The organism is Desulfonatronum sp. SC1, assembly GCF_003046795.1.
Taxonomy (GTDB): domain Bacteria; phylum Desulfobacterota; class Desulfovibrionia; order Desulfovibrionales; family Desulfonatronaceae; genus Desulfonatronum.
The window spans coordinates 36,198-58,070 of sequence record NZ_PZKN01000026.1 but is presented as its reverse complement, the minus strand read 5'-3'; the positions used below and the strand labels follow the sequence as shown (position 1 = coordinate 58,070).

General features: G+C 63.0%; 18 protein-coding genes. 6 read left to right on the top strand and 12 right to left on the bottom strand.

Annotated elements, in window-relative coordinates:
- Positions 1-10: 10 nt before the first annotated feature.
- The gene (locus C6366_RS13840) at positions 11-1,864 is read left to right on the top strand and encodes a chloride channel protein (protein ID WP_107738879.1); all 1,854 of its coding nucleotides are present in this window, start codon (positions 11-13) and stop codon (positions 1,862-1,864) included.
- Here C6366_RS13840 and C6366_RS13835 read toward each other — a convergent pair.
- Positions 1,847-3,229 carry an RsmB/NOP family class I SAM-dependent RNA methyltransferase gene (locus C6366_RS13835; protein ID WP_107738877.1) on the bottom strand — a complete coding sequence of 461 codons (1,383 nt, stop codon included), beginning with the start codon at positions 3,227-3,229 and terminating at the stop codon, positions 1,847-1,849. The genes C6366_RS13840 and C6366_RS13835 overlap by 18 nt on opposite strands.
- A gap of 149 nt (positions 3,230-3,378) precedes the next feature.
- Between C6366_RS13835 and C6366_RS13830 the strand changes: the two genes are divergently transcribed.
- From C6366_RS13830 to C6366_RS13815, 4 genes are read left to right on the top strand one after another with little or no spacing between them, the layout of a single operon-like run.
- Positions 3,379-3,888 (top strand): hypothetical protein, encoded by a 510-nt coding sequence (locus C6366_RS13830; RefSeq protein ID WP_146164858.1) that lies wholly within the window; start codon positions 3,379-3,381, stop codon positions 3,886-3,888.
- A gap of 32 nt (positions 3,889-3,920) precedes the next feature.
- Positions 3,921-5,603: an FG-GAP-like repeat-containing protein gene (locus C6366_RS13825; RefSeq protein WP_158269788.1), complete on the top strand. Its 1,683-nt coding sequence runs from the start codon at positions 3,921-3,923 to the stop codon at positions 5,601-5,603.
- A complete protein-coding gene (locus C6366_RS13820; protein ID WP_107738871.1) occupies positions 5,569-6,579 on the top strand; it encodes an RluA family pseudouridine synthase in 1,011 nt (336 codons plus the stop codon). The genes C6366_RS13825 and C6366_RS13820 overlap by 35 nt, the downstream gene beginning before the upstream one ends.
- Before the next feature lie 27 nt (positions 6,580-6,606).
- Positions 6,607-8,985, top strand: coding sequence for an SLC13 family permease (locus C6366_RS13815; RefSeq protein WP_107738869.1), 2,379 nt, complete (start codon positions 6,607-6,609; stop codon positions 8,983-8,985).
- Between the two features lie 92 nt (positions 8,986-9,077).
- Here C6366_RS13815 and C6366_RS20100 read toward each other — a convergent pair whose 3' ends face one another.
- Positions 9,078-9,236 carry a hypothetical protein gene (locus C6366_RS20100; RefSeq protein ID WP_199221516.1) on the bottom strand — a complete coding sequence of 53 codons (159 nt, stop codon included), beginning with the start codon at positions 9,234-9,236 and terminating at the stop codon, positions 9,078-9,080.
- A gap of 48 nt (positions 9,237-9,284) precedes the next feature.
- Positions 9,285-9,914, bottom strand: a complete 630-nt coding sequence (locus tag C6366_RS13810; RefSeq protein ID WP_107738867.1) for a S24 family peptidase — start codon at positions 9,912-9,914, stop codon at positions 9,285-9,287.
- 139 nt (positions 9,915-10,053) lie between these two features.
- Here C6366_RS13810 and C6366_RS13805 point away from each other — a divergent pair, with 139 nt between their 5' ends.
- A complete protein-coding gene (locus tag C6366_RS13805) occupies positions 10,054-10,557 on the top strand; it encodes an HPP family protein (RefSeq protein ID WP_233248500.1) in 504 nt (167 codons plus the stop codon).
- 237 nt (positions 10,558-10,794) lie between these two features.
- On the opposite strand, the gene C6366_RS13800 is transcribed toward C6366_RS13805, so the two are convergent.
- From C6366_RS13800 to rfaD, 9 genes are all read right to left on the bottom strand, one after another.
- Positions 10,795-12,288, bottom strand: coding sequence for a BCCT family transporter (locus C6366_RS13800; protein WP_107738864.1), 1,494 nt, complete (start codon positions 12,286-12,288; stop codon positions 10,795-10,797).
- A 47-nt stretch (positions 12,289-12,335) separates the two neighbouring features.
- Positions 12,336-13,133: a universal stress protein gene (locus tag C6366_RS13795; protein ID WP_031387129.1), complete on the bottom strand. Its 798-nt coding sequence runs from the start codon at positions 13,131-13,133 to the stop codon at positions 12,336-12,338.
- A 177-nt stretch (positions 13,134-13,310) separates the two neighbouring features.
- A complete protein-coding gene (locus tag C6366_RS13790; RefSeq protein WP_107738896.1) occupies positions 13,311-14,246 on the bottom strand; it encodes an ADP-ribosylglycohydrolase family protein in 936 nt (311 codons plus the stop codon).
- 77 nt (positions 14,247-14,323) lie between these two features.
- Entirely contained in the window at positions 14,324-15,640 is a 1,317-nt protein-coding gene (locus C6366_RS13785) for a glycosyltransferase (RefSeq protein ID WP_107738861.1), read from the bottom strand.
- The gene (locus C6366_RS13780; RefSeq protein WP_107738859.1) at positions 15,637-16,938 is read right to left on the bottom strand and encodes a glycosyltransferase family 9 protein; all 1,302 of its coding nucleotides are present in this window, start codon (positions 16,936-16,938) and stop codon (positions 15,637-15,639) included. The genes C6366_RS13785 and C6366_RS13780 overlap by 4 nt, the downstream gene beginning before the upstream one ends.
- 46 nt (positions 16,939-16,984) lie before the next feature.
- The gene (gene glpX / locus C6366_RS13775; RefSeq protein WP_107738857.1) at positions 16,985-17,989 is read right to left on the bottom strand and encodes a class II fructose-bisphosphatase; all 1,005 of its coding nucleotides are present in this window, start codon (positions 17,987-17,989) and stop codon (positions 16,985-16,987) included.
- Between the two features lie 51 nt (positions 17,990-18,040).
- On the bottom strand, positions 18,041-18,997 hold the full coding sequence (locus C6366_RS13770) for a hypothetical protein (protein WP_107738855.1): 957 nt from the start codon (positions 18,995-18,997) through the stop codon (positions 18,041-18,043).
- A 9-nt stretch (positions 18,998-19,006) separates the two neighbouring features.
- Positions 19,007-20,776, bottom strand: coding sequence for an AMP-binding protein (locus C6366_RS13765; RefSeq protein WP_107738853.1), 1,770 nt, complete (start codon positions 20,774-20,776; stop codon positions 19,007-19,009).
- Between the two features lie 64 nt (positions 20,777-20,840).
- Entirely contained in the window at positions 20,841-21,815 is a 975-nt protein-coding gene (rfaD, locus tag C6366_RS13760; RefSeq protein WP_107738851.1) for an ADP-glyceromanno-heptose 6-epimerase, read from the bottom strand.
- Between the last annotated feature and the right edge of the window lie 58 nt (positions 21,816-21,873).

Sequence of the window (21,873 nt, the reverse complement as noted above, 5' to 3'; positions counted from 1 at the left end):
CCCCCAACCCATGTCTTTTCTTGAGCCGCACTTCCGGAGATGGGTCCACTTCATCCATGCCGAGGGCCGGGGCGGGTCGGCGCGGTGGGTTTTGCTGGGCCTGCTGGCCGGGCTGCTCGGGGCCGCGGCGGTGCTGTTCTTCGTCAGTCTGGAGGGGCTGCGTCATCTGTTTCTGGTGCATCTGGCCGGGCTGGACCTGCCCCTGCCCTCGGGCGAGGATCTCTTTCACGGCGAGCCGGGGACGTACCGCCCCTGGCTGGTCCCCATGCTCACCGCTTCCGTGGGGGTGCTGACCGGAATCCTGGTCAGCCGCTGGATTCCGGAACCCATGTCCGGGGGCACGGACGGCACGGACGCCATGATCAAAGCCTTCCACCGCCAGGACGGCCACATGCCCCTGCGCGCGACCCTGATCAAAAGCGCCACAGCGGTGCTGACCATCGCCAGCGGGGGTAGCGCCGGACGGGAAGGCCCCATGGCCCAGCTCGGGGGCTGTTTCGGCTCCCTGCTGGCTGAAGGCCTCGGCTTGAGCGCCAAGGAGCGGCGCATCCTGCTGCTTTCCGGCGCGGCCGGCGGACTGGGCGCGGTTTTCCGGGCCCCCTTGGGCGGGGCGATCACCGCGGTGGAGGTGCTCTACCGGGAAGACTTCGAGGCCGAAGCCATCCTGCCGGCCCTGATCTCCTCGGTTACGGCCTACTCCCTGTTCACCCTGTTCTTCGGCGCCGTGCCCATGCTGGAAACCCCGGACTTCCGCTTCCAGAGCGCCCAGGAGCTGCCATTCTACATCGTCCTGGCCCTGGTTTGCGCCCTGGCCGGGCGCGCCTACCTCTCCACGTTCTTCTTCATCAAGCGCACCGTGTTCGAGCATGTCCGGCAACGCGCCGGGCTGATCTGGTCCATGGGGCTGGGCGGTCTGCTGGTGGGCATGCTGGGGGTCGTCTTTCCGCCCGTGCTCAGCGACGGCTACGGCTGGCTGGAAATGGCCGTGCTGGGCCAATTGTCCCTGGTGGTGATGCTGGCCGTATTTCTCGGCAAGACCCTGGCCACGTCCATCACCTTGGGTTCGGGCATGAGCGGCGGGATGTTCGCCCCGGCCCTGTTCGTGGGTGGGATGTGCGGCGGGGTGGTGGGGCAGGTCGGCCATTTCCTGCTTCCAGGCGTGGTCACGCAGCCCGGAGGCTACGTCCTAGTGGGCATGGCCGCGTTTTTCGCCGGGGTGGCCAACGCCGCGGTGGGCCCGCTGATCATGGTCTGCGAGATCACCCAAAGCTACGGCCTGCTGGCCCCGCTGATGCTGGCCTCGGCCCTGTGCCTGGTCATCAACCGCGACGTCTCGCTCTACGAGCACCAGGCCGAGAACAAGTTCGACTCCCCCGCGCACCGGGAGGACGCCACCATCAACGTCCTGGAGGAACTGCGCGTTCAGGACCATTTCCGGCCCGGCCGGGTGATCATTCTGGAGGAAGGGACGACCTGGAGGGTCTTGATGGACGTCATCGCCAACACCAGCCAGTTCAACTTTCCAGTGCGCGGCCGCGACGACCGCATCACCGGCATCTTGTCCATCCAGGACGTGCGAACGATCCTTTACGAACAGGATCTGTGCGATCTGCTGGTGGTCAAGGACGTGGCCCGCAAACCCGTGCTGCTCCGGCCCGAGGACTCTTTGTATACGGCCCTGATGGCCTTCGTGGAGGCGGACGTGGACCAGATTCCCGTGGTCCGGGACGAAATCAGGCCCGAAACGCCGGAGGACGCCGCCCATCACGTGCTGGGCCTGATCAACCGCGAGGACGTCTTTCAGGCCTACGCCCAGGCCATTCCGGAGGAAAAGCGCCGTGGATGCTCACTTTGGCGACCATAGACATCGTCCGCCCTTGACCGTGGCCCAGCCCAGGGGCAAACCGCGCCAGTACAGCCCGATCCGTCCCCCGAAAGATCTCCCGGCACGTTTCGAAAGTCCGGTCGCGGCTTCCGAGGGCAAGTCCAGGCTCTGGCCCTGCAGCAGCTTTCTCAGGTCGCGAACGTCGTCCAGGCTCATCCCTTGACCGGACCGGTATTCCGGCAACAGCAGCCGTAACCGGGGATTGAGCCGCAAGGTTCCACCAGTCAGTCGGCCCATGTCGAATCCTCGCCAACCCAGAGAAAGCGGCAATGCCAAGCCTTGAGACAAGGCCCGTTCCGGCAAGAAGACCACTCGTCCGTTGAAGTCCCGAAGTTCTCCCGGAGGCAGATGTTCCCAGGCCGCGTCTTCCAGGCCGGAAAACTCGCCGGGTCGGATCACCGCTCCGAAGGAGTTGTCCTTTTTCCGCCCTCTGCCCCCATGGGGCCGTCCGACCGATTCCAACGAAGCGGATCGTTCCTGTCGTACTCCTTCGGAGGTTGCCGGAGGGGTATTGGAACGGGCTTCGGAACATGTCAGGGCGGCGAAAAAAAAGCCCTGGCCTTCGCCTGCCTCGGTATGAACATATAAGCAGCCGTCGTCCTCACCCAGGGCATCGGACCGGGCATGGGACAAGTCGAAGCCCGGCAGGGGATGCAACGGGACGGACGTCAGGCCGAGGTGTTCCTCGGCCCAACGGACCTGCTCCCGGTTCTCCGCCGGATTGGTGGTGCAGGTGGAGTAGAGCAGCCGCCCTCCGGGAGCCAGCAGGGCCGCGGCCCTGCGCAACAGCTCGCGTTGCAGGGCGACCAGCGGTCCGAGTTTGTGCTCCGGCCACATTTCCAGAACCCGGGGGTTGCGCTCCACGGTCCCCCATCCACTGCACGGAGGGTCCAACTGGATATGGGTGAACGAGGCTTCGGGCAAAGGCAATTCCTGTCCGGGGCGGCCGCAGGTGGTCACCTGGATCAGGTTCAGGGCCGTCAGGTTCTGGCGCAACGTAGCCAGTCGCCGCGGATTGGGCTCGTTGGCCAGCACCATGCCCGCGGGGCCAACGAGTTGGGCCAACAGGCCGGTTTTGCTGCCCGGACTGGCGCACATGTCCAGGACCGTTCCGCCTTGAGGCGGTTGCAGCAAGAGCGGTGCGAGCATGGAGGAACGGTCCTGGATGTAGATCAGACCGAATGCCGCCGCGGCGGATGCGCCCAGCGGGGTCGGTTCCTCCTCCACCCGGTGGGCCAGGGGGAAAAAAGGCTCCGGGGTGAAGACATGGCCTTCGGCCCGCAGCAGTTCTTCCACCAGCCCGACGTGCTCAGGTTGGCAGACGATGCGAAAACTTCTCGGCATGAGACCCGTTCGCTCCCGTATGCGCGCAAATCATCATTTGCGTTGGTGAATGAAAGCGTCTAAAATGAACTTTTCGACTTTCAGACAACAATGGACCGTTGCCGTTGATCGACCCATTATCCGAGACGTTACCCGATCCTCTTGTCGGCATGCCTTCCGATTCGCCTTCCACTTGTTCAGACCGTCCCCTGACGGTTTCCGGAAACGATTCGCGAGACATTTCGGCCGCGTTGTTCGCCGCTCTGTTCCAAGCCTTGAGGCACTGTCCCCCGAGCCGGCGCTCCGCCGTACTCGACGCTCTGGAGTCCAGGCTGGGCGAGGTGGTGGACGATCTCTCCGCGAAGCTGGAATCGTTGCTGGCGCCCGGAACGCCTGAGCGTGACCGGATCCAGGGCTTGTGGCTGCTGTATCTTTCGCTTGTATCCCAATCCCAGGGAGACGTGCAAATGTGGATCGGACCGGATTTGTTCAGCGACGACGCTGAAAGCCATCTCCGACTGCACCTTCCGGAGGGCGGAGCCTCCGCCTTCCGGCCCAGACTTCCCGAGGAACTGGAAATCCTGGCTCAAACTGTCAACAACGCCGCCCGGGTCACGCTGAATCGTCCCGGTCCCGGACAACTCGTCGTGGTTTTGCGCGACGCGACCAGCCCGACATGATGTCCCTCCCCGCCAATGTCAAGGAGACCCCCATGCGTCATTTCTTTCGTTTTGTGCTAATGGCCGTTATTTTGTTCACCTGCGCTACCCCGCCCAGTGCGGCCCTGGCCGAGGACGCGCTGAAGCGCTTCGCCGTGCTGCCCTTCACCGTGCACGGTCCGGACCAGTACGCCTACCTTGGGCAGGGCGTGCAGACCATGCTGGCCTCGCGGCTGAAGTGGGTCGGCCGCTTCGAAGACGTGGACAGGCCCGTCATCACCCGGACTGTGCCCACGACTCCGGCCTCATTGGACCAGGCTCAGGAGGCGTTGAACGCTCTGGGCACGGACTACCTGATCTTCGGCAGCGTAACCATTCTCGGCGACCAGGCCAGCCTGGACGCTCATGTTCTGGACGCTCAGGGCAACGATTTCCCGTACTCCGCCCAGGTTCCGCTCAACGACTTGATTCCCGCGTTGGAAGGTGTGGCCCGGGAAATCAACGCCCAGGTCTTCGGCAGGCGCCAGGAACAGGCCGACCAGCCCCAAACGGGCCGACCGGCCCGGGCCGCCGTTCCGAGCCATCCGGACCTGATTTACAACGAGTACGGTCCGGAGCGCACCCCGTACCATCTGAACCCGGAAATACTCTACACCGGTTCGGCTGACGCGCCCGGCCGCTGGCGCAGCCAGGCCCTGCCCTTCCCCTCCCTGGGCATGGTGGTCGGCGACGCAAACGGCGACGGCAAAAACGAGATATTCATCCTTACTGACAACAAAATCCTGGCCTACCACGTAATGGACAACAGGCTGATGCCTCTGGCCGAATACGCGGCGCCAGCCCGGATTCAATGCCTGAACATCAATCTGCTGGACATCAACCGGGACGGATTTCAGGAAATTATCGTCTCGGCGATACTTGAGGAAGCACCCCGGTCGTTCATTTTGAATTTTATCGATGGCCGCTTCACACTTCTTGAGGATCGCATCCCCCTGTACATGAATGTGGTACGCCACCCCCCGGACTACCGTTCCGTCCTGATCGGCCAGCGCCAGGGCCGCAACCGGCTGTTTGATTCCAGCGTCCACGAGGTAGTGCGCATGGACGGACGTCTGGAGCCTGGCACGGCTCTGAACCTGCCCCGTGAAGCCAACGTCTTTAATTTCACCTTTCTGCCCCAGGACAACGACTTCAAGATCGTCATCGCTGACCATCGCGACAAACTGCGCGTCTTTTCCTCCACTAGCAGTTTTCAGTCGGTCACCGAGGAGTCCTATGGCGGTTCGGCTCTTGGCCTGGAGGTTGTCGATGGGTTGCCGGGCCTCGGCCAGGACAAGGACGAGGAGATGCGGGACTACTACTACATTCCCTCGCGTCTGGTTCCGGTCCGGCTGGGCAGGGACACGGCCTGGAACCTGTTGGTCAATCGAAACATCTCCGTTTCGGCCCAATTCTTCGCCCGCTATCGGTATTTCCCCCAGGGAGAAATTCACTCTCTTTTCTGGGACGGCATCAACCTGAACATCAACTGGAAGACCCGGCGCATTCGCGGCACGGTGGTGGATTACGGCCTGGAAGACGTGATGAACGACGGACGCACCGAGCTTTTCGTGCTGGTGAACACCCACCCCGGAGTGACCGGGTTCACCCAGCGCCGCACCGTGTTGCTGACCTACGCCCTGGACCTGGACACCGTGCCGGATGCCGGGACCACGCTGGACATCGGCCTGGAATAGTACCGAACTAGCCGTGCCGGGGGTCCAAGTCTGGACGGTGAGCGCGCCCGAGGCCGGGCAGAAGCTGCTTCAGTTCCTCCAGCGCCGCTTGGCTGGCGCGGTCCCGGCTTCGGCATTGCAGCGTTGGATCCGTACCGGCCAAGTTCGTGTGAACGGGTCCCGGGCCAAGCCCGGGACCCGTCTTGAAGCGAACCACCGCGTCCGTATCCCGCCCCACGATCTTCCTGAACCCGGGCCGCCCGCCGCACCGGCTCTCGACAGTCCCGAAGATCGCCTTCTCCATGTGGTGCATGAAGACTACGACCTGCTCGTGCTGGCCAAACCCAAGGGCCTTCCGGTCCACGCCGGGACCGGCCACCAGGACAGCGTTGCGGATCGTCTGCGTTCCCGTTTCGCGGACCACCCCTGGAAGCCCGCCCTGGTTCATCGCCTGGACCGGGATACCTCCGGCCTGTTGATTGTTGCCAAGACCTACGCCCGGCTCCAGGCCTTGCAATTTCTGTGGCGCAAGGGGGAGGTCCGCAAAACCTATCTGGTCTGGGTCCATGGACGCCCCCCATGGCGCGAGCCGGTGTTGTTGCGAGACGAGACGGCCAAGGTCCGGACGGACTTCGGTGAAAAAATGCGCGTCGGCGCGGGCAAGCCCTCCCGCACCTTGGTCCGAACCCTCTTTCAGTCCAAGGACGCCGCCCTGGTCCTGGTCGCGCCGCTGACCGGGCGCACCCACCAGATTAGAGTGCAGCTTGCCTCCCGCGGACATCCCCTGATCGGAGACGTTAAGTACGGCGGCCCGCCACGCCCCGGCGGAATGCTGCTCCATGCCTGGCACATCGCCTGGCCTGGTCAAGAATTTCATCTGCTCCCGAACTGGTCTCCCCCCGGGGCATTGCCGCCCGAACTCTCCATGAAGGCGCTGTCCGATGCGACCCGCGAGTTGGCTGGGGACCGGTCGGTCAACGACATTCCCGCTCTCTAAAATACTCTTCATGGATCACGATACGCCATGGATCTTTTTCTCTTAACGACGATCATCGCGGCGGCCCTGGTGGTGTTCATCGCCGGGTGGCTGCGGGTGGATCTGGTGGGGTTGCTGGTGCTGTCCGCCCTGGCCCTGACCGGCCTCGTCTCTCCGCAAGACGCTCTGGCCGGTTTTAGCAGCCCGGCAGTGGTCACGGTTTGGGCCATGTTCATCCTGTCCGCCGGACTGACCCGCACCGGCGTGGCCCACCAGCTTGGCCAACCGTTGCAACGCTTTGCCAAAGGCAGCGAGGCCGTTTTGATCATCGCCCTGATGGTGGCCGCGAGCTTGCTTTCCGCCCTGATCAACACGGTCACCGTGGCCGCGATTTTGTTGCCCGCAACCATGGAACTGGCCCGGCGCAGCGGTCGTCCTCCGTCAAGGCTGTTGATGCCTCTGGCCCTGGGCTGTCTGCTGGGCGGGCCGTTCACCGGGATATCCACCCCGCCCAACATTCTGGCAACGGACGCCCTGCGCAACGCCGGTTACGCACCCTTCGCCCTGCTGGACTTTACGCCCATCACCGCGGTCATCGTCGCGGCCGGGATCACCTTCGTGGTGCTTATCGGCCGCCGGATGCTGCCGACCCACAAACCCGGACCATCCGCGGCGGGACAACGGGAACGGTCTTCCGGGGCTTCCTATGAGATGGACTCCCATGTCTTCGCCATCACCATCCCGGCCGACTCCCCCCTGGATGGGCGCACCTTGGCCGAAAGCCGGATCGGCTCGGCCCTGTTTTTGACCGTGGTGGCCCTGCGACGCAAGGGCTTGCTAATGCTGGCCCCCAGGGCCACGGACGTGCTTGAGGCCGGAGACACCGTCATCGTCCATGGTCAACCGGAACAGCTTCAACGATTCCACGGCGACCAACATCTGCGAGTGGAGCCGCTTGGCCGCTTGGACGCCCTGTTTTGCGAGCGCACGGCCATTGTCGAGGCCCATGTCGGCGAGCAGTCCCCTCTGGTCGGAACGACCCTGGCCCAAAGCGGCCTGCGCCGGGAGCATCTGGTCCAGGTGCTGCGCGTCCGCACGGCCGAGGGCCGAACCCTCAAGCATCCGCAGTATCACCGATTCACTCCGGGAGACCGCCTCTTGCTCCAAGGGGAGCGGGAGCCTCTGAAGAAGCTGGTTCAAAGCGGGATCGTCACGGACCCGATTTCGATTCAGACCGGCCCATTGCAAAATTTGAGAGCAGCTTCCAAAGAAAAATCGGGCGCACTTCCGGGCGGCGACGTCCACTTTCTGGCCGTGCGGGTGCCGGAGGGCTCCGTACTGGCCGGACGCGACCTGATGGACAGCCGACTGGGCAACGCTTTCGGCCTGACCGTGGTCAGCATCCTGCGGGACGACGCCATGGTCTGCATGCCCGCGGCCAGTGAAATCGTCCGCTCCGGAGACCTGCTCGTGCTGCAGGGCACGGAACGAGATCTGGAACTGCTGAAGGGGTTGCAGGAACTGACCATCGCCGAGCAGGATCCGGAGTTGCTGGCCGAGCTGGAATCCCAACAGGTGGCCGTGACCGAAGTCCTGCTTTCCCCCCGGACCTCCTTGGCCGGAAAGACCCTGGCCGATTTGATGTTTCGGGATCAATACGGGGTCAGCGTCCTGGCCGTCTGGCGCAAGGGTCGGGCCCATCGGACCGGGTTGCAGGATTTGCCTCTTCAATTCGGAGACGCCCTGCTGGTCCACGGCCCCCGGCGCAGCCTGGAGGCCATTGCCCGCAATCCGGACTTTCTCGTGCTCGATCAGGCCGCGGCCCAGGCTCCGCGTATGGAAAAGGCTCCCGTCGCCGTGTTGATCATGCTTTGCGTGGTGCTCAGCGCCGTTTTCGGGCTGTTGCCCATTGCCATCGCCGCGCTGGTGGGCTCGACCCTGATGGTTCTCCTTAAATGCATCAGTATGGACGAGGCCTACCGGGCCATCGAGTGGAAAGTCGTCTTCCTGATCGCCTGCATGCTGCCCCTGGGCGTGGCCGTGGAGAACACCGGCGCGGCTCAAGTGGGAGCCCAAGCCCTGATCTCCGTGGTCGGAGACCTCGGCCCCCGCTGGGTGGTCGCGGCCCTGTTTCTGGTCACGGTGCTCGGCACCCAGGTCATCCCCACGGCGGCCCTGGTGGTCCTGATGGCCCCGGTGGCCTTGACCACCGCCGAGACAATGGCCATTTCCCCCCAACTCCTGATGATGACCGTGGCCATGTCCGCTTCGTCCAGTTATGCCAGTCCGTTGTCCCACCCAGCCCATCTGCTGGTGATGAGTCCCGGCGGATACCGTTTCGTGGACTACATGAAACTGGGCGTCCCCCTGACCATCATCTCCATGTTGGTCTGCGTCTGGCTGCTGCCGGTTCTCTTCCCGGCGTAGATTCCACTCAGGGCGCAAACTGTTGCGCCGCATGAAGGCAGGCAAACGGATTGACTCCGGGGTTCATGGAAAAAACCACCTTTGCCCATCAACTACTTGAGATCGTTGATGTCGATCTGTCTGCCGCAGTTGGGGCAATGCATCAGCTTGGTCATTCTGGCCCTGGGTTGATACAGATGCCGGACGCCCTTCTTCGTGATCACATACGCCACCATCACCGGATGGCCGCATTCGCAATAGCGTTGCTGCATGGGGTTCTCCTTGTGTTTACAAAAGTAAATCAGCGGGGCAAAAAAATATCAGGCGTAGTTCCGACTGCTCCACAACACCCGGCCAATGATTCGCAGGGTCTCGATCTCATCGCCCTGGAGGGTGACCGGTTCATAGCGCTGATTGGCGCTGTAGAGCGTGACCAGGCCGGAGCGGGCCTGGACCCTCTTGACCTGGAGCACGTCCGCCAGGCCGATGACGTAGAGTTTGTTGCTCTGGATCTCGGTCTGACTCTGGTCAAGCAAAATACTGTCGCCGGGTTCCAGTTCCGGAGACATGCTGTCGCCGACCACGTCCATGACCACCATGCTTTCCGGCCGGCCTAGCTGGCTGAGCCAGGAACGACCAAAGGGCATCTCGCCAATGATGTTGTCCCGCACGTCCAGCGAGCCGGAACCGGCACAGACTCTGGCGGAAACCTTGGGAATGAAGATGGTCCTGGCCTTGCTGGATTGATAAACCGGACCTGTACCTGTTTTCAGCCATTCCAGGCTTACCCCGAACATGTTGGAAATGGTCAGCGCCCAGTTCTTGGGAACGCCCCGTGTCTTGGCCAGGGTGATGGCCGGGGGTTCGATGCCCAGGAGATTGGCCAGGTCTTTCTGACTGCCGATCTCGGTGACCTGGGATGCGCGTTTGAAGAAGTCGTCGAATTTCATGGGGTGGCTCCGGGGCTGGACTGTTTACGAAAGTTAATCGATTGTCAAGCCCCTTGGAATTTTTCATATTCCTGTCATCTACCGGACAGCATATATCAGCCGGCAACCGGGGTGTTTTGTTGAAAAAGGAGGGACGCGCGTGGTGATTATTTCCAGGGGCAGGTTGGAGGCGATGAAGTTGTATTGGAAAAGCTACCTTTTTCAGTGTATAGCTGCATCAGCCACCATATTCGCCATTCTATTGCTGGTCAGCATTCACAGGAAGCCCATCATCATCGCGTCTCTCGCGGCTTCAACCTTTATCGTGTTCACGATCCCCACCTATCTCACCGCCCGACCAAGAAATCTGATTTGCGGGCACCTTGTGGGCCTGCTCTGCGGTATTTTCGTTGCCGAGTTGATTATGCCGTATTTCAGCCCGAGCATGATTGTCTCTGAATTTTGGTATGCCTTTGCCGTTGGGTTGTCCATTTTCATCATGGTCGCAACCGACACGGAGCATCCACCAGCAGCCGGGACGGCACTTGGCGTGGTGACTCTTGGGTTTTCCCTAAAACTGCTTTTCACAGTTTTGATCAGCATATCCTTTCTCGCCGGCGTACATTATTTTTTCAGAAACAGACTGCGAGACCTCACTTTGTGAGTATTCGATAACACTACAGCGAAACTTCTGCTTTGATCAGCAATACGCCTTGAGAATGGCCCACGGAACACGCGGAAAAGCACGGAAAACCATGGGCGAGGGCATCTTGCCCTCGGCGTTTTTTCGAGTTTCGGTGAAAGTTTCGCTGCAGTGATAATTGCCTTTCCTGGATATGCGTGGGGGACTTTTGCAGGCTCCCCCGCACTACGCGGAAACCATATCCGGAATTGCCGCAACTCATCGCCGCAACCGGCTCTCCGGTGCTTCGGACGCCAGGGCTTTCCAGATGTTGTAGCACATGAACAGCAGAATGAAATTGAACGGCAATGCCGCGGTGATGGCCATGCGCTGCAGGGCGGTCAGGCCTCCGGAAACGAGCAGGATGGCGGCAACGGAGGATTGCGTGATTCCCCATGTGATTTTCTTGGCCAGGGAGGGGTTGGGCGATCCTTTACTGGTCATGATGCCCAGGACAAAGGTGGCCGAGTCCGCCGAAGTCACGAAAAAGACGATCAGCAGCACCAAGGCGGCGTTGGACAGGATCAGCGCACCGGGAAAGTGGTCGAAGACCAGAAAGAGGCCCGTGGACACGTCGCTTTGGACCGCCAGGCCGATGTTCGTTCCTTGTTCCAGTTCCAGGAATAAAGAGGCGCCCCCGAACACGCTGAACCAGACAAAGGTCAGCAAGGTCGGCACAAGCAGGGCTCCGCTGATGAACTCCCGGATGGTCCGGCCACGGGAAATCCTGGCCACGAAGATGCCCACGAAGGGCGACCAGGCGATCCACCAAGCCCAGTAGAACAGGGTCCAGTTCTTGTACCATTCCTGTCCCAGGAACGGATTCACCGCCAGGCTCATTTCCAGCATGTTGCCCATGTATCCGCCGATGGTGTCGGTAAACACGTTGAGTATGTACGAGGTCGGCCCGGCGACCAGCATGAATAGGAGCAGGGCAAAGGCCAGGAGGATATTCGTCTTGCTCAGGGTCTGAATGCCCTTGTCCAGCCCCACCGCGGCGGAAATCATGAAGAGAAGCGTCGTCACCAGGATGATCAGCAGCGTGAAACCGGTGGAGGAAGGCAGGCCGTAGAGGTGCTCCAGGCCGCTGTTGATCTGGATCGCGCCGAGCCCCAGGGAGGTGGCGATTCCGAAAATGGTGGCGAAAACAGCCATGATGTCGATGAAATTGCCGATGGGGCCGTAGATGCGGTTGCCGAGCATGGGGTAGAAGCAGGAGCTGATCAGGGGCGGCATGCCGCGGCGGAAGGAAAAATAGGCGATGCCCAGGCTCATCACGATATAGATCGCCCAGGGGTGCAGCCCCCAATGGAAAAAGCTGTAGCGCATGGCGAACGTCGCCGCCTGTCCGGTTTCCGGCTGGATGAATTCCGGCGGGTCCATGTAGTGGCTGAGGGGTTCGGCCACGCCCCAGAAAATCAGGCCGATGCCCATTCCAGCGGCGAACAGCATGCTGAACCAGCCGAAGTAGGTGTACTCGGGCTTTTCATGATCCCGCCCCAGTTTGATCTCGCCGTATCTGCTCAAAGCCAGGACCAGGCAGAACACCAGGAAGAAAAAGCCGGAGAGCATGTAGGCCCAGCCGAAATGAGCGATGATCGCACCGTGAAGGACGGCGGAGGCGCGGTCCAGCAATTCCGGATCGATCACTCCGGCGAGGACGAACACGACGACAATGACCAACGAGGTCAGAAAGACCTTGTCTTGGAACATGCGATACTCCCATCTGTTGGGATGGTTGGCGGGCTTTGTCAATACAGTCAAGGAATCAGCAAAACCGAGCTGGATACCCCGGATGTGACCCGAGAGCAGGTGGAACCGAGCAGTTTGGAAGGAAACGGTTCATTGAGCCGTCCCAGGACGACCAGGTCGGCCTGGATCTGCTCGACGACGTCGATGATGTGTTTGGCGGGCGAGCCGATCCGGGAGATCAGGGCGACCTCCTGGAAGTCGTCCGTGAATTTCGCGCGCAGCTCCTGGAGCAACGTCTCGGCGTTTTCCCTGCGCAGTTGTTCCGTGTCCGGGTCGGAGGCCCGTTCTCCCACGTGGAGGATGGTCAGCTTGGAAACGAAGCGGCCCAGCATGCGCACATACAGCCAGACCCGGCTCGCCGCCTTGCCAAAGTCCGTGGCAAAGACGAGGTTGCGAACCTTCTCGGTACGGACCAGCTCTGGCCGCTGCTTGTGGATGAAGACCGGGATATCGGAGAGGCGGATGACGTCTTCGGTCGTGCTCCCCAAAAATGACGATACCAGGAAGTTCTTGCGGCTGGCGGGCAGATAGATCACGTCCGCGGCCGACTCCATGGCGGCCCGGGTGATCTGGGAGGCCACATGACCTTGCGTGACCACGGACTTGGCCTGGATGCCCACCTGGTTCAACTCGTCGACAAGATGCGCCAATCGCGCCCGCACCATGCCCTTGTCGCCGAGCCCGGGGTTCATGACATGGATCAGGACGATCTCCTGGCCGCCGAACCGGTCGATGAACGACGAGCGAATTTTTACATCCGCGAGGGATTCGCTCAGGTCCAACGGCTGGACAATTTTTTTCAGCATCGTGCTCCCCCGGCAGATGGTGTCATGTTGCTGAAAACGGGCGCGATAGCGCTCCCTTTCTCCACTAAGACTTTGATATCAGGAGAACATGGGCCATGTCCGACATGGAAGAATATTGCGCATGAAGGCGGCGAAAACGATTCCGCCCTGATTGCGCACCTCGGATCAAAGCACATTTCATGGCGTTGAGAGCAACCGTTCGGCCAGTTTCAGGGCGTCCACGGGCCAGTAGATTTCCGGGCGAGGCCGGCGCACTCCGGAAAGGCCGGTTTGGGGGCGACAGGCGAGGACGGTTTTGACCCATCTTTCCGGCACGGCGCCGAGGCCGTGGACCGCGCCCAGCAACGCGCCGCAGATGGCGGCGTTGGTGTCCGTGTCCCCGCCGCGCATGATCGTGTCCATGATCCCGTCTTCCAGGGTCGGGGCGTTGAGCAGCTGCCAGACGGCGTTGCCAAAGGCGATGAGCACCCAGCCCTGGTGCTGGAGATAATCTCTGGGCGGTTCGTTGATGCAGGCCTTGATCACGCGGAACAGGAGCGGGTCGGCGTCCATGTCCTGGGCCCATTCGAGCATGTCGACGACAAGCTCCTTGGGCTCGGCTCCGGTCGCAACGGCCTGGGCAACGGCCAGGGTGAAGAGGGCGTTGACTTGGAGACAAATCGGGTGGGGATGGGTCAATTCAGCGTCTTGGACGGCCCACCGGGCCACCTGGCTCAACTCGAATCGCGAACCGAAAATGCCCAGGGGGCTGATGCGCATCAGAGCCCCGTTGGCCTGGCTGTCCAGGTTCGGTTCACTGGTCAGTCCGGCGGTGATGGTCGCGCCGCAGGAGAAGGGCTCGGAGCGCAGCCAGTCGAGATAGGCCCGCTTTGCGGCTCCGGCGTCGTAGCTCCCGCGGAAAACGAGCGCCCTGGCCAGGGCCAGGGCCATTTCGGAATCATCCGTGGGTTGACCCGCGATGGTATCGTGCGCGCCGCCGTCGGCCATGTCGCGCACCCCGTCGGGATAGACCCGCCGGATTTGTTCCGGGGATTGAAACTCCACCAGGCTTCCCAGCGCGTCGCCGGCCAGTTGGCCCAGCAGGCATCCTTGGGCGCGTTCGATTTTTTTCATATCCATTTCATCCCTCAGTCATCTCTCAGATGTAGTTTTGCGTGACCACCAACAGGTTGGGGCTGTACCTGTTATTGCTAACGCCCCCCACCATACTGCTTGCGCCATTCGTCCAGAAACAGCAGGGCGGTTTCCAGCTCGCTGAGGGTGCCTTGGCGTTGGCGGATGGTCCAGATCAGGTCTTCGAAGCGGACCGTGGGACGCAGGTCCAGGTCGTGGAGCAGGGCATCCACCTGGGCGCGCAGGTCCGGAGAAAGGACGGCCAGGGGGGAGTCGTCCGGGAGCGGGGCGGAAACGCCGGGTTCGCCTTTGGTCCGGATTGCGCCCAGGCCGAGGCGTTGTTGGAGAAACTCCAGCAGGGTCGTCATGCGGTGCTGGTAGGTGTGTTCGCGCAGCACCCGCTCCCGGGCCAGGCGGCTCATGGCCAGGCGCTCTTCGGGGTGGGCCATGTAATGGCGGATGGCGTCGCGCAAACCCTCCATGTCCTCGAATACGGCCAGCTCCCGGTCCGTGAACAGCTCGGCCAGCAGGCCGCGGCGGTCCACCAGTTGAAAGGCCTGGCAGGAGGCCAGCTCGAAGGTTCGGGGGTTGACGAAGTCGCCGCCCGTGACCAGGGGCTCGGCTTTGACGCTGGAGTGCAGGTTCAGGTTGATCTTGGCGGCGTTGAAGATCTTGACCGCCTCCTCCGGGGTGATCCGTTCCCCGGGGCGTTGCAGCAGCGGGGTCAGGGGGCCGTGTGTGGGCCAGTCGTTGCCCCAGATTTTGAAGTCCAGGGACAGGAATTGGCGAAACGCGACCAGCCGGTTGGGGTATCCGGCGCCGAGAAAGGAGAGGTCCGATCCATAGCGGCGCTGGTCCACGGCGGACAGTTCCCGGGGGATATCCAGGGGGCGGTGAAAGTCCGGGTCCGCGGCCAGGGGCAGGTAGAGGGCGTTGCGCTGATCCAGCTCTTCCAGCAGCCCGAAAAACGGCTCCTTCTGGATCACCGCAAAGGCGTCGTAGAGCCGGGCAAAGGCTTTCCAGTAGGGGAAAACCTGGTAGTCCTCCACGAACCACATGGCCGTGGGCACCTTGTCCCGGCGCAGACGTTGCAGGGCCTGGCGGCTTAACGGAGCCTGGGCCAGGGCCAGGACCAGGTCCGGCTCGAAATGTTCCACTTTGGCCAGTACGGTCTGGGCCACGAGTTGGAGGAAGCCGTTTTCCAGGGCCACCAGCCGGTCCGCGGCAATTCGCTGTTCCTTGAGGGCCCGGAACGCGCCGTGAAATTCCGGGGCCTCGAAGCATTCCACCGTATGACCCAGGGCGCGCAGGGCCCGGACGCAGTAACGGCCAATGGGCAGGGACCCACCGTACAGAGGCAGGACCGTGAGTATCCGTAGGGGCGTTGAGGTCATGGCGTGTCGATCATCCAGTCGGGTTCATGGTACAGTGCCTCGGCCGCGGTCTGCTCCAGGCGGATCCGGCGCGGGCCGATCCGCAGCCGGTGAGAGCGCAGCAGTTCGCGGCGGGCCGCTCGGGCTTCCTGGTCCGGCAGTTCCCCGGCCAGGGGATGGAACTCCAGACCGAAGTCGTCCAGTCCGGTGCGCAGCAGGCAGAGAGATTCCGGCGGGTCGGGATGGTTGCTCCGCTCCGGTCCAGCCGATTGGGCCGACTGTACCGAATGAGCCGAACGGGCCAGCCGGGCCAGGACGGCTTTGTCCGCGAAGGCCTGGGCGCAGACCGCGGAGCGGGGACAGGGCGCGGCTTCCAGGCAGGGGGCGCAGGGCTCCACGGACTGCCAGACCTGATGGCCTTCGCCGTAGGGGCCGGTCTCAAAGGCCCAGGCCGAGGAGAGGAAAAAGGCCGTGACCGGGGCGCCCAGGTGCGCGGCCAGGTGCATGGTCCCGGTGTCCGGGGTGAGCAGCAGATCCAGCCCTTGAACCACGTCGCGCAGGCCGGTCCAGCCGGTGCGTCCGGTCAGATCCTTCAGCCTGCCCTGGATCGCGGCCGGGAGCAAGGGGCGCAGCGCCCTGGCCGCTTCGCGTTCCGCGGCCGTTCCCAGAAGAAGGATCTTGCCTTCAATCCGGGCCGCCGCGGCCTGGATCACCCGGGCCAGAATGGGAACCGGCAGGGTCCGCCGGGCATGGCGTCCGGCCAGAACCACGCCCAGCCCTCCGCCCTTGGGCGTGGCCGGGGGATTGACCAGGGCCGGGTCCAGGACCACGCCCTGGGTCAACCCCTGGGCCAAACCCTGGGTCTGTCCCAGGAAAAAGCCCCAGTAGTCCATCAGGTTCAGAGGATTGGCCGACCGGTGGGCACTGAGCCGAAAGACCGTTTCCGGCCACGACCCCCGAAGCGCTTGTCCCTGGTTCCACTGGTAGCCAACGACCTGCTCCGGTGCGAACAATCCGGCCAGGACGTGGTTGAACCCGGAATGGTTCAGGTTGTAGACCCGGGCGACGTCCGCGGCCTTCCAGGCGGAGAAGATTTCGGCGCAGGCGCGAATCAGGGTCGCGGGTTCCGAACGCGGATCATGGACCGGCAGGCCGTGGACCACCACGTCCGGATAGATCATCTCGGACAGCTCGACCAGCCCGGCGTCCACGGCCAGGTGGACCTGGTTGCCGGGATCGGCCAGCAGGCCGCGAATCAGCCGCTTGGTCTGGATGACGTCTCCGAAGCGGGCCAGTTGGATGACCAGATGCACGTTCATGGCGGTTGCTGGAGAGAACCTTCCGTAAAGTACCCTCCCGTCTTCCTTATTGCGACCCGGCTTTGTTGTATTCGATGGAGCTGATGCGCATCAGCTTGGCGAAGGAGTGCTGGGCCTCGATCCGGCGGAAGGTTCCGGTCCTGCCGCGCATGACCATGGAGTGGGTCACCGCGCCCTTGCCGGTGAACTCGACGCCTTTCAGAAATGTTCCCCCGGAAATGCCGGTGGCCGCGAAAAAGACGTCGTCGCTGCGGACCAAGTCGTCCACGGTCAGGACGCGGCTGAGGCTGTGCCCGGCCTCCTCCAGGGCCCGGCGCTCGTCCTCGGACTGCGGATCCAGCATGCACTGCATCTCCCCGCCCATAATCCGGATGGCCACCGCGGCCAGCACGCCTTCCGGCGTCCCGCCGGTACCGATCATCATGTCCACCTCGCCGCCCGGGGTCGTGGCCATCAGGGCCCCGGCCACGTCGCCGTCCGTATGCAGCTGGATGCGGGCCCCGGCTTCTCGGATTTCCTTGATCAGCTCCGCGTGCCGGGGCTTGTCCAGGATAAAGACCGACAGGTCGTCCACGGCCTTGCCCAGGGCCTTGGCCACCCGGCGCAGGTTTTCGGCCACCGGGGCCTTGATGTCCACCTGATACTTGGCCTCGTGGGGCACGGCCATCTTCTTCATGTAGAAAGCCGGGCCGGGATCATAGAGCGTTCCACGCGGGGCCAGGGCGACCACGGCGATGGCATTGGGCCGACCATAGGCCAGCAGGCTCGTCCCCTCCACCGGATCCACGGCCACGTCCACTTCCGGTCCGCGGCCCGTGCCGAGCTTCTCCCCATTGTAGAGCATCGGGGCTTCATCTTTTTCTCCCTCGCCGATGACCACCACGCCGTTGATGTCGATGGCGCTGAAGCTCAGGCGCATGGCCTCCACAGCGGCATGGTCGCCGCGTTCCTTGTCGCCCTTGCCCAGCCAGCGGGAAGAGGCCAGGGCCGCGGCCTCGGTCACCCGGGCCAGATCCAGGGCCAGATTGCGTTGCGGGGTTTCTTGGGACATGAACGGTTCCTCCGTGCGAAGTGATGTGCGAAGAGCTCCGGGGCCGACGTGTTATTCGAACAAGTCCGTCGCCTGCTCCACGGTTTGGACGTCGCCCAGGTTGCGGCGCATGACCTGGTGGGTCGGGGCGTAGGCGCCCGCGGCCCGGGTGGCGAGTTCGATCAGCTCCAGTTCGTCCCGGATGGCCTCCGGGTCGAAGTGTTGTTCCGGGATGCCCAGCATCCGCCGCGTTTCGAAGTTGTGCGCTTGCCGAACCCGTTCCATTTCCCCGGCCTGGTCCAGGTGGCGCAACAACGTCTCGCGCCGTCTGGCCAGGGCCGCGGGAACGTCCTCCCCGGAATGTTCGAGAAAGGACAGGGTCCACCGGACCATGTCCAGGGCGCGGCGCGGCGGCGTTTTCGGCGAAGGTTCGCTTTGGGCCGGCTCAGCGCCCGGCTCTTGATCCGGACCGGGGAGGCAGGCGCGCAGCAAGGTCAGGATAAAGGTCTCCTGGCTCGGGGTCCAGGGCAGTCGGGACTGTTTGCAGGCCAGGCTCAGGGCCGCCGCGAGTTCTCGATTCGCGGCAACGGGAGCGGTGAGAAGATCACGAACCGATTCGGGCAGGCGTTTGCCCAGGTGCAGGCGGCTCGCCAGCAGGCGGGCTTCGTCCTGGTCCAGGGTCAGCCATAATTCTGTCCGGTCCGGAAGGCGAACGCGCAGCATGGCCTGGGTCAGCAGAGCGGCCCCGGCGTCCTTGTCCGGCATGGCCGCCTTGTCGTCGCGCTGTTCCCGTTCCAGCAACCAGCTTTCCACGGCCAAGGCCAGGGGTTGGTCCGGAAACAAGACTAGGTCGCGCATGGACCAAGCCTCGGCGTCGTCCGGGTCGGTCAAGCGGGCGGCGAGTTCCTCCGCCTCAGCGCCTCCCAGAACCTGGGAAATGGTGGTCAGGGCCGCGCCGTCCAGGTCCATGCCCTTTTCCAGAAGGGAACGGATCAGGGCCGCGAGTTCGGTGTCCGGTCGTTCGTGCATGGCGGTGCGTCAAAACGGCGGCGAGGCGCTGGTGTAGAGATAGCGCTTGATTTTGTGGGTCGGGGTTTTCTCAAAGGCCTCGGTCTGCTCGATCATCTTGCTGACCCGGGCAAAGGAGGCCAGGCCGGCGTTGGTGCGGGTCCGGATGGTTTCCAGCAGGTCGGTGACGTACTTGCGGGCCTCGAATTCGCTCATCTTCCGCCAGGAAACCTCTTCGTCCAGCCGGTCGTAGTCCAGGAAGACCCGAGCCGCGACCTTGCCGTTCAGGTCGAAGGCCAGGGATTCCAGGACGTAATCCTGTTCGTTCAGGACGTTCTCGATCTCCTCCGGGTAGATGTTCTCTCCGCTGGGACCGAGAATCAGGTTCTTCAAGCGACCGCGGATGAACAGATAGCCGTCCTTGTCCAGCGTGCCCAGGTCCCCGGTGCGCAGCCAGCCGTCCTCGGTGAAGACTTCGGCGGTCAACTCCGGCTCCTGGTAATAACCTTGCATGACATTGGGACCGCGGACCTGGATTTCCCCGACAACCTCGCCGTCGGTTCGTCCTCGGGGCGGCGAATCGCTCTCCTGCTGCACGGCGATGCGGATCTCAACGCCGTGCAGAGCGCGACCAGAGGAACGCCGACGGACGCTCGCCGCGCCGGTCCCGGCCACCAGGGGCGATGCCTCGGTCAGTCCGTAGCCCATGGCATAGGGAAAACCGGCTTCGCGTAAAAAGGTTTCCGCTTCCACGGACAGGGGCGCTCCCCCGATACAGTAGCCGCGCAAGCTGCCGCCAAATGACTGGTACATCTTTTTCCCGGCGAGCTTGTGCAGCAGGCCTCGGCTCAGGTTGAAGCGATACAGGGTCCGGCCCACGGCGCTGCCGGTCAGTTTGGGCTGAATGCGGCGCTTGAAGATCTTCTCAATCACCAGCGGGACGCTGAGCATGAACGTGGGGCGGATCTTGGCCATGGCGTCCATCAGCATTTGCGGCGAGGGGACCCCGCCGAGGTACCGGACCTGGGTCCCGTGCAGCATGGGCAGCAGCAGCCCCAGGGTGAACTCCATGGTGTGGGCCAGGGGCAGGATGGAAAGCATCCGGTCCCGCGGCCCCAGGTCCACCAGCTCACGTGTCATCCAGGCGTCGGAAACCACGTTGCGGTGGGTGAGCATCACCCCTTTGGCCCGCCCCGTGGTCCCGGAGGTGTAGACGATGGAGGCCAGGTCGTCCTCCTTGGGTGTCGCCGGAGTGCCGTGGCCGGTCACATGCCGGGCCAGGGATTGCAGACGCTCCCGGTCCTTGAGGCTGGAGCGGATCACGTCCTTGACCCGACCGGCCCAGGATTCCGGGGGCAAAATCCGGAAGTCGTCCAGAACGATCACGGTCAAGTGCTGCTGGTTCAGATCTTCCAGCTTCGCCAGGCAGCGTTCCGAAGCCATCAACACCTTGGCCCCACTGTGCCGGAGAATATGCAGGACCGAGGACGGGTGAAAGTCCGGGAGAATCGGGACCAGCACGGCTCCCAGGGAGCTGGCGGCGAAATAGACCATGGGCCATTCCGGCCGGTTTTCACTGAAAATGGCCACTCTGTCTCCGTGACCCACTCCCAGGTGGGTCAGGGTTTCAGCATGTTCCCTGGCCTTGGTTCGGAACTCGGCATAGGTGACGGGGTCTCCCTCCACCAGGCCGAGGAGCGGGCGGTCGCCGAACAACGCGACTCCGCGGTCCAGGGTTTCGGGTACGGTCCGGGGAGGGGCTTGGGTGGTGAAGCCGTCGTCCGATTGCGTCGTGGTCATGGCGGCCCTCGAAATGAGTTGAGATGATGAATTGAAATAGAGCGGCGGAGTCGGACCGCGGTGCTCAAGCCAGATACGGATCCTCGGCCATCAGGTAGTTACGCACATAGTCGGCCACTCCGTCCTCCAGGGAGCTGAAGGCGGCGGGACAGCCCAGGGAGCGCAGCCGCTCCATCCCGGCCTTGGTGTAGTATTGATATTTTTCCCGGATGGCCTCCGGCATGTCGATGTATTCGATGTCCACGGGCCGATCCATGGCCGCGAAGACCGCCCGGGCCAACTCGTTCCAGGACTTGGCCTCTCCGCGTCCCAGGTTGAAGATTCCGTTCACGGCTCGGTTTTCCAGCAGCCACCAGACCACGTCGACGCAGTCCTTGATGTAGACGAAATCCCGGCGCTGCTCGCCGTCGGCGTAATCCGGGCGGTGGGATCTGAACAGACGCAGCCGTCCGGTCTCTCCGATCTGGCGAAAGGCCTTGCAGACCACGCTCATCATGTCGGCTTTGTGGTACTCGTTGGGTCCGAAAACATTGAAGAACTTCAGGCCGACCATCCGGTCGGCAACACCGGTGCGCAGCGCCCAGAGATCAAAAAGCTGCTTGGAATAGCCGTACATGTTCAGGGGCTTCAGTCCGTCCATGACGGCGGGGGCGTCGTCGAAGCCTCGGGAGCCATCCCCGTAGGTCGCGGCGCTGCTGGCATAGATGAAGCGGATGTCGTGCTGTAGGCAAATCCGGGCCAGTATTTGGGTGTACCGGTAATTGTTCTCCATCAGGTATTCGACGTCCGTCTCCGTGGTGGACGAACAGGCGCCCATGTGCAGGATCGCCTTGACCTCCGGCCCGAGCTTGCCTTGTTCCAGGAGCTGGAGAAACGCGGCTTTATGCAGGTAGTCGGCATAGCGGAGGTTGACCAGATTCTTCCATTTCTCACCCCGGCCCAGATCGTCCACGATCAGCACGTCCGTGACGCCTTGTTGATTCAGTTTCCAAACCAAGGCGCTGCCGATGAACCCCGCGCCCCCCGTAACCACGTACATGCTTGCCTCCTCCAATTGCGCTGTTCAAATAACCACGCGCTCCCGTCACGCGCTCTTG

Coding starts and splice junctions, on each gene's coding strand:
- C6366_RS13840 (WP_107738879.1), top strand. CDS start 11: ATGTCTTTTCTTGAGCCGCACTTCCGGAGATGGGTCCACTTCATCCAT.
- C6366_RS13835 (WP_107738877.1), bottom strand. CDS start 3,229: ATGCCGAGAAGTTTTCGCATCGTCTGCCAACCTGAGCACGTCGGGCTG.
- C6366_RS13830 (WP_146164858.1), top strand. CDS start 3,379: ATGCCTTCCGATTCGCCTTCCACTTGTTCAGACCGTCCCCTGACGGTT.
- C6366_RS13825 (WP_158269788.1), top strand. CDS start 3,921: ATGCGTCATTTCTTTCGTTTTGTGCTAATGGCCGTTATTTTGTTCACC.
- C6366_RS13820 (WP_107738871.1), top strand. CDS start 5,569: ATGCCGGGACCACGCTGGACATCGGCCTGGAATAGTACCGAACTAGCC.
- C6366_RS13815 (WP_107738869.1), top strand. CDS start 6,607: ATGGATCTTTTTCTCTTAACGACGATCATCGCGGCGGCCCTGGTGGTG.
- C6366_RS20100 (WP_199221516.1), bottom strand. CDS start 9,236: ATGCAGCAACGCTATTGCGAATGCGGCCATCCGGTGATGGTGGCGTAT.
- C6366_RS13810 (WP_107738867.1), bottom strand. CDS start 9,914: ATGAAATTCGACGACTTCTTCAAACGCGCATCCCAGGTCACCGAGATC.
- C6366_RS13800 (WP_107738864.1), bottom strand. CDS start 12,288: ATGTTCCAAGACAAGGTCTTTCTGACCTCGTTGGTCATTGTCGTCGTG.
- C6366_RS13795 (WP_031387129.1), bottom strand. CDS start 13,133: ATGCTGAAAAAAATTGTCCAGCCGTTGGACCTGAGCGAATCCCTCGCG.
- C6366_RS13790 (WP_107738896.1), bottom strand. CDS start 14,246: ATGAAAAAAATCGAACGCGCCCAAGGATGCCTGCTGGGCCAACTGGCC.
- C6366_RS13785 (WP_107738861.1), bottom strand. CDS start 15,640: ATGACCTCAACGCCCCTACGGATACTCACGGTCCTGCCTCTGTACGGT.
- C6366_RS13780 (WP_107738859.1), bottom strand. CDS start 16,938: ATGAACGTGCATCTGGTCATCCAACTGGCCCGCTTCGGAGACGTCATC.
- glpX (WP_107738857.1), bottom strand. CDS start 17,989: ATGTCCCAAGAAACCCCGCAACGCAATCTGGCCCTGGATCTGGCCCGG.
- C6366_RS13770 (WP_107738855.1), bottom strand. CDS start 18,997: ATGCACGAACGACCGGACACCGAACTCGCGGCCCTGATCCGTTCCCTT.
- C6366_RS13765 (WP_107738853.1), bottom strand. CDS start 20,776: ATGACCACGACGCAATCGGACGACGGCTTCACCACCCAAGCCCCTCCC.
- rfaD (WP_107738851.1), bottom strand. CDS start 21,815: ATGTACGTGGTTACGGGGGGCGCGGGGTTCATCGGCAGCGCCTTGGTT.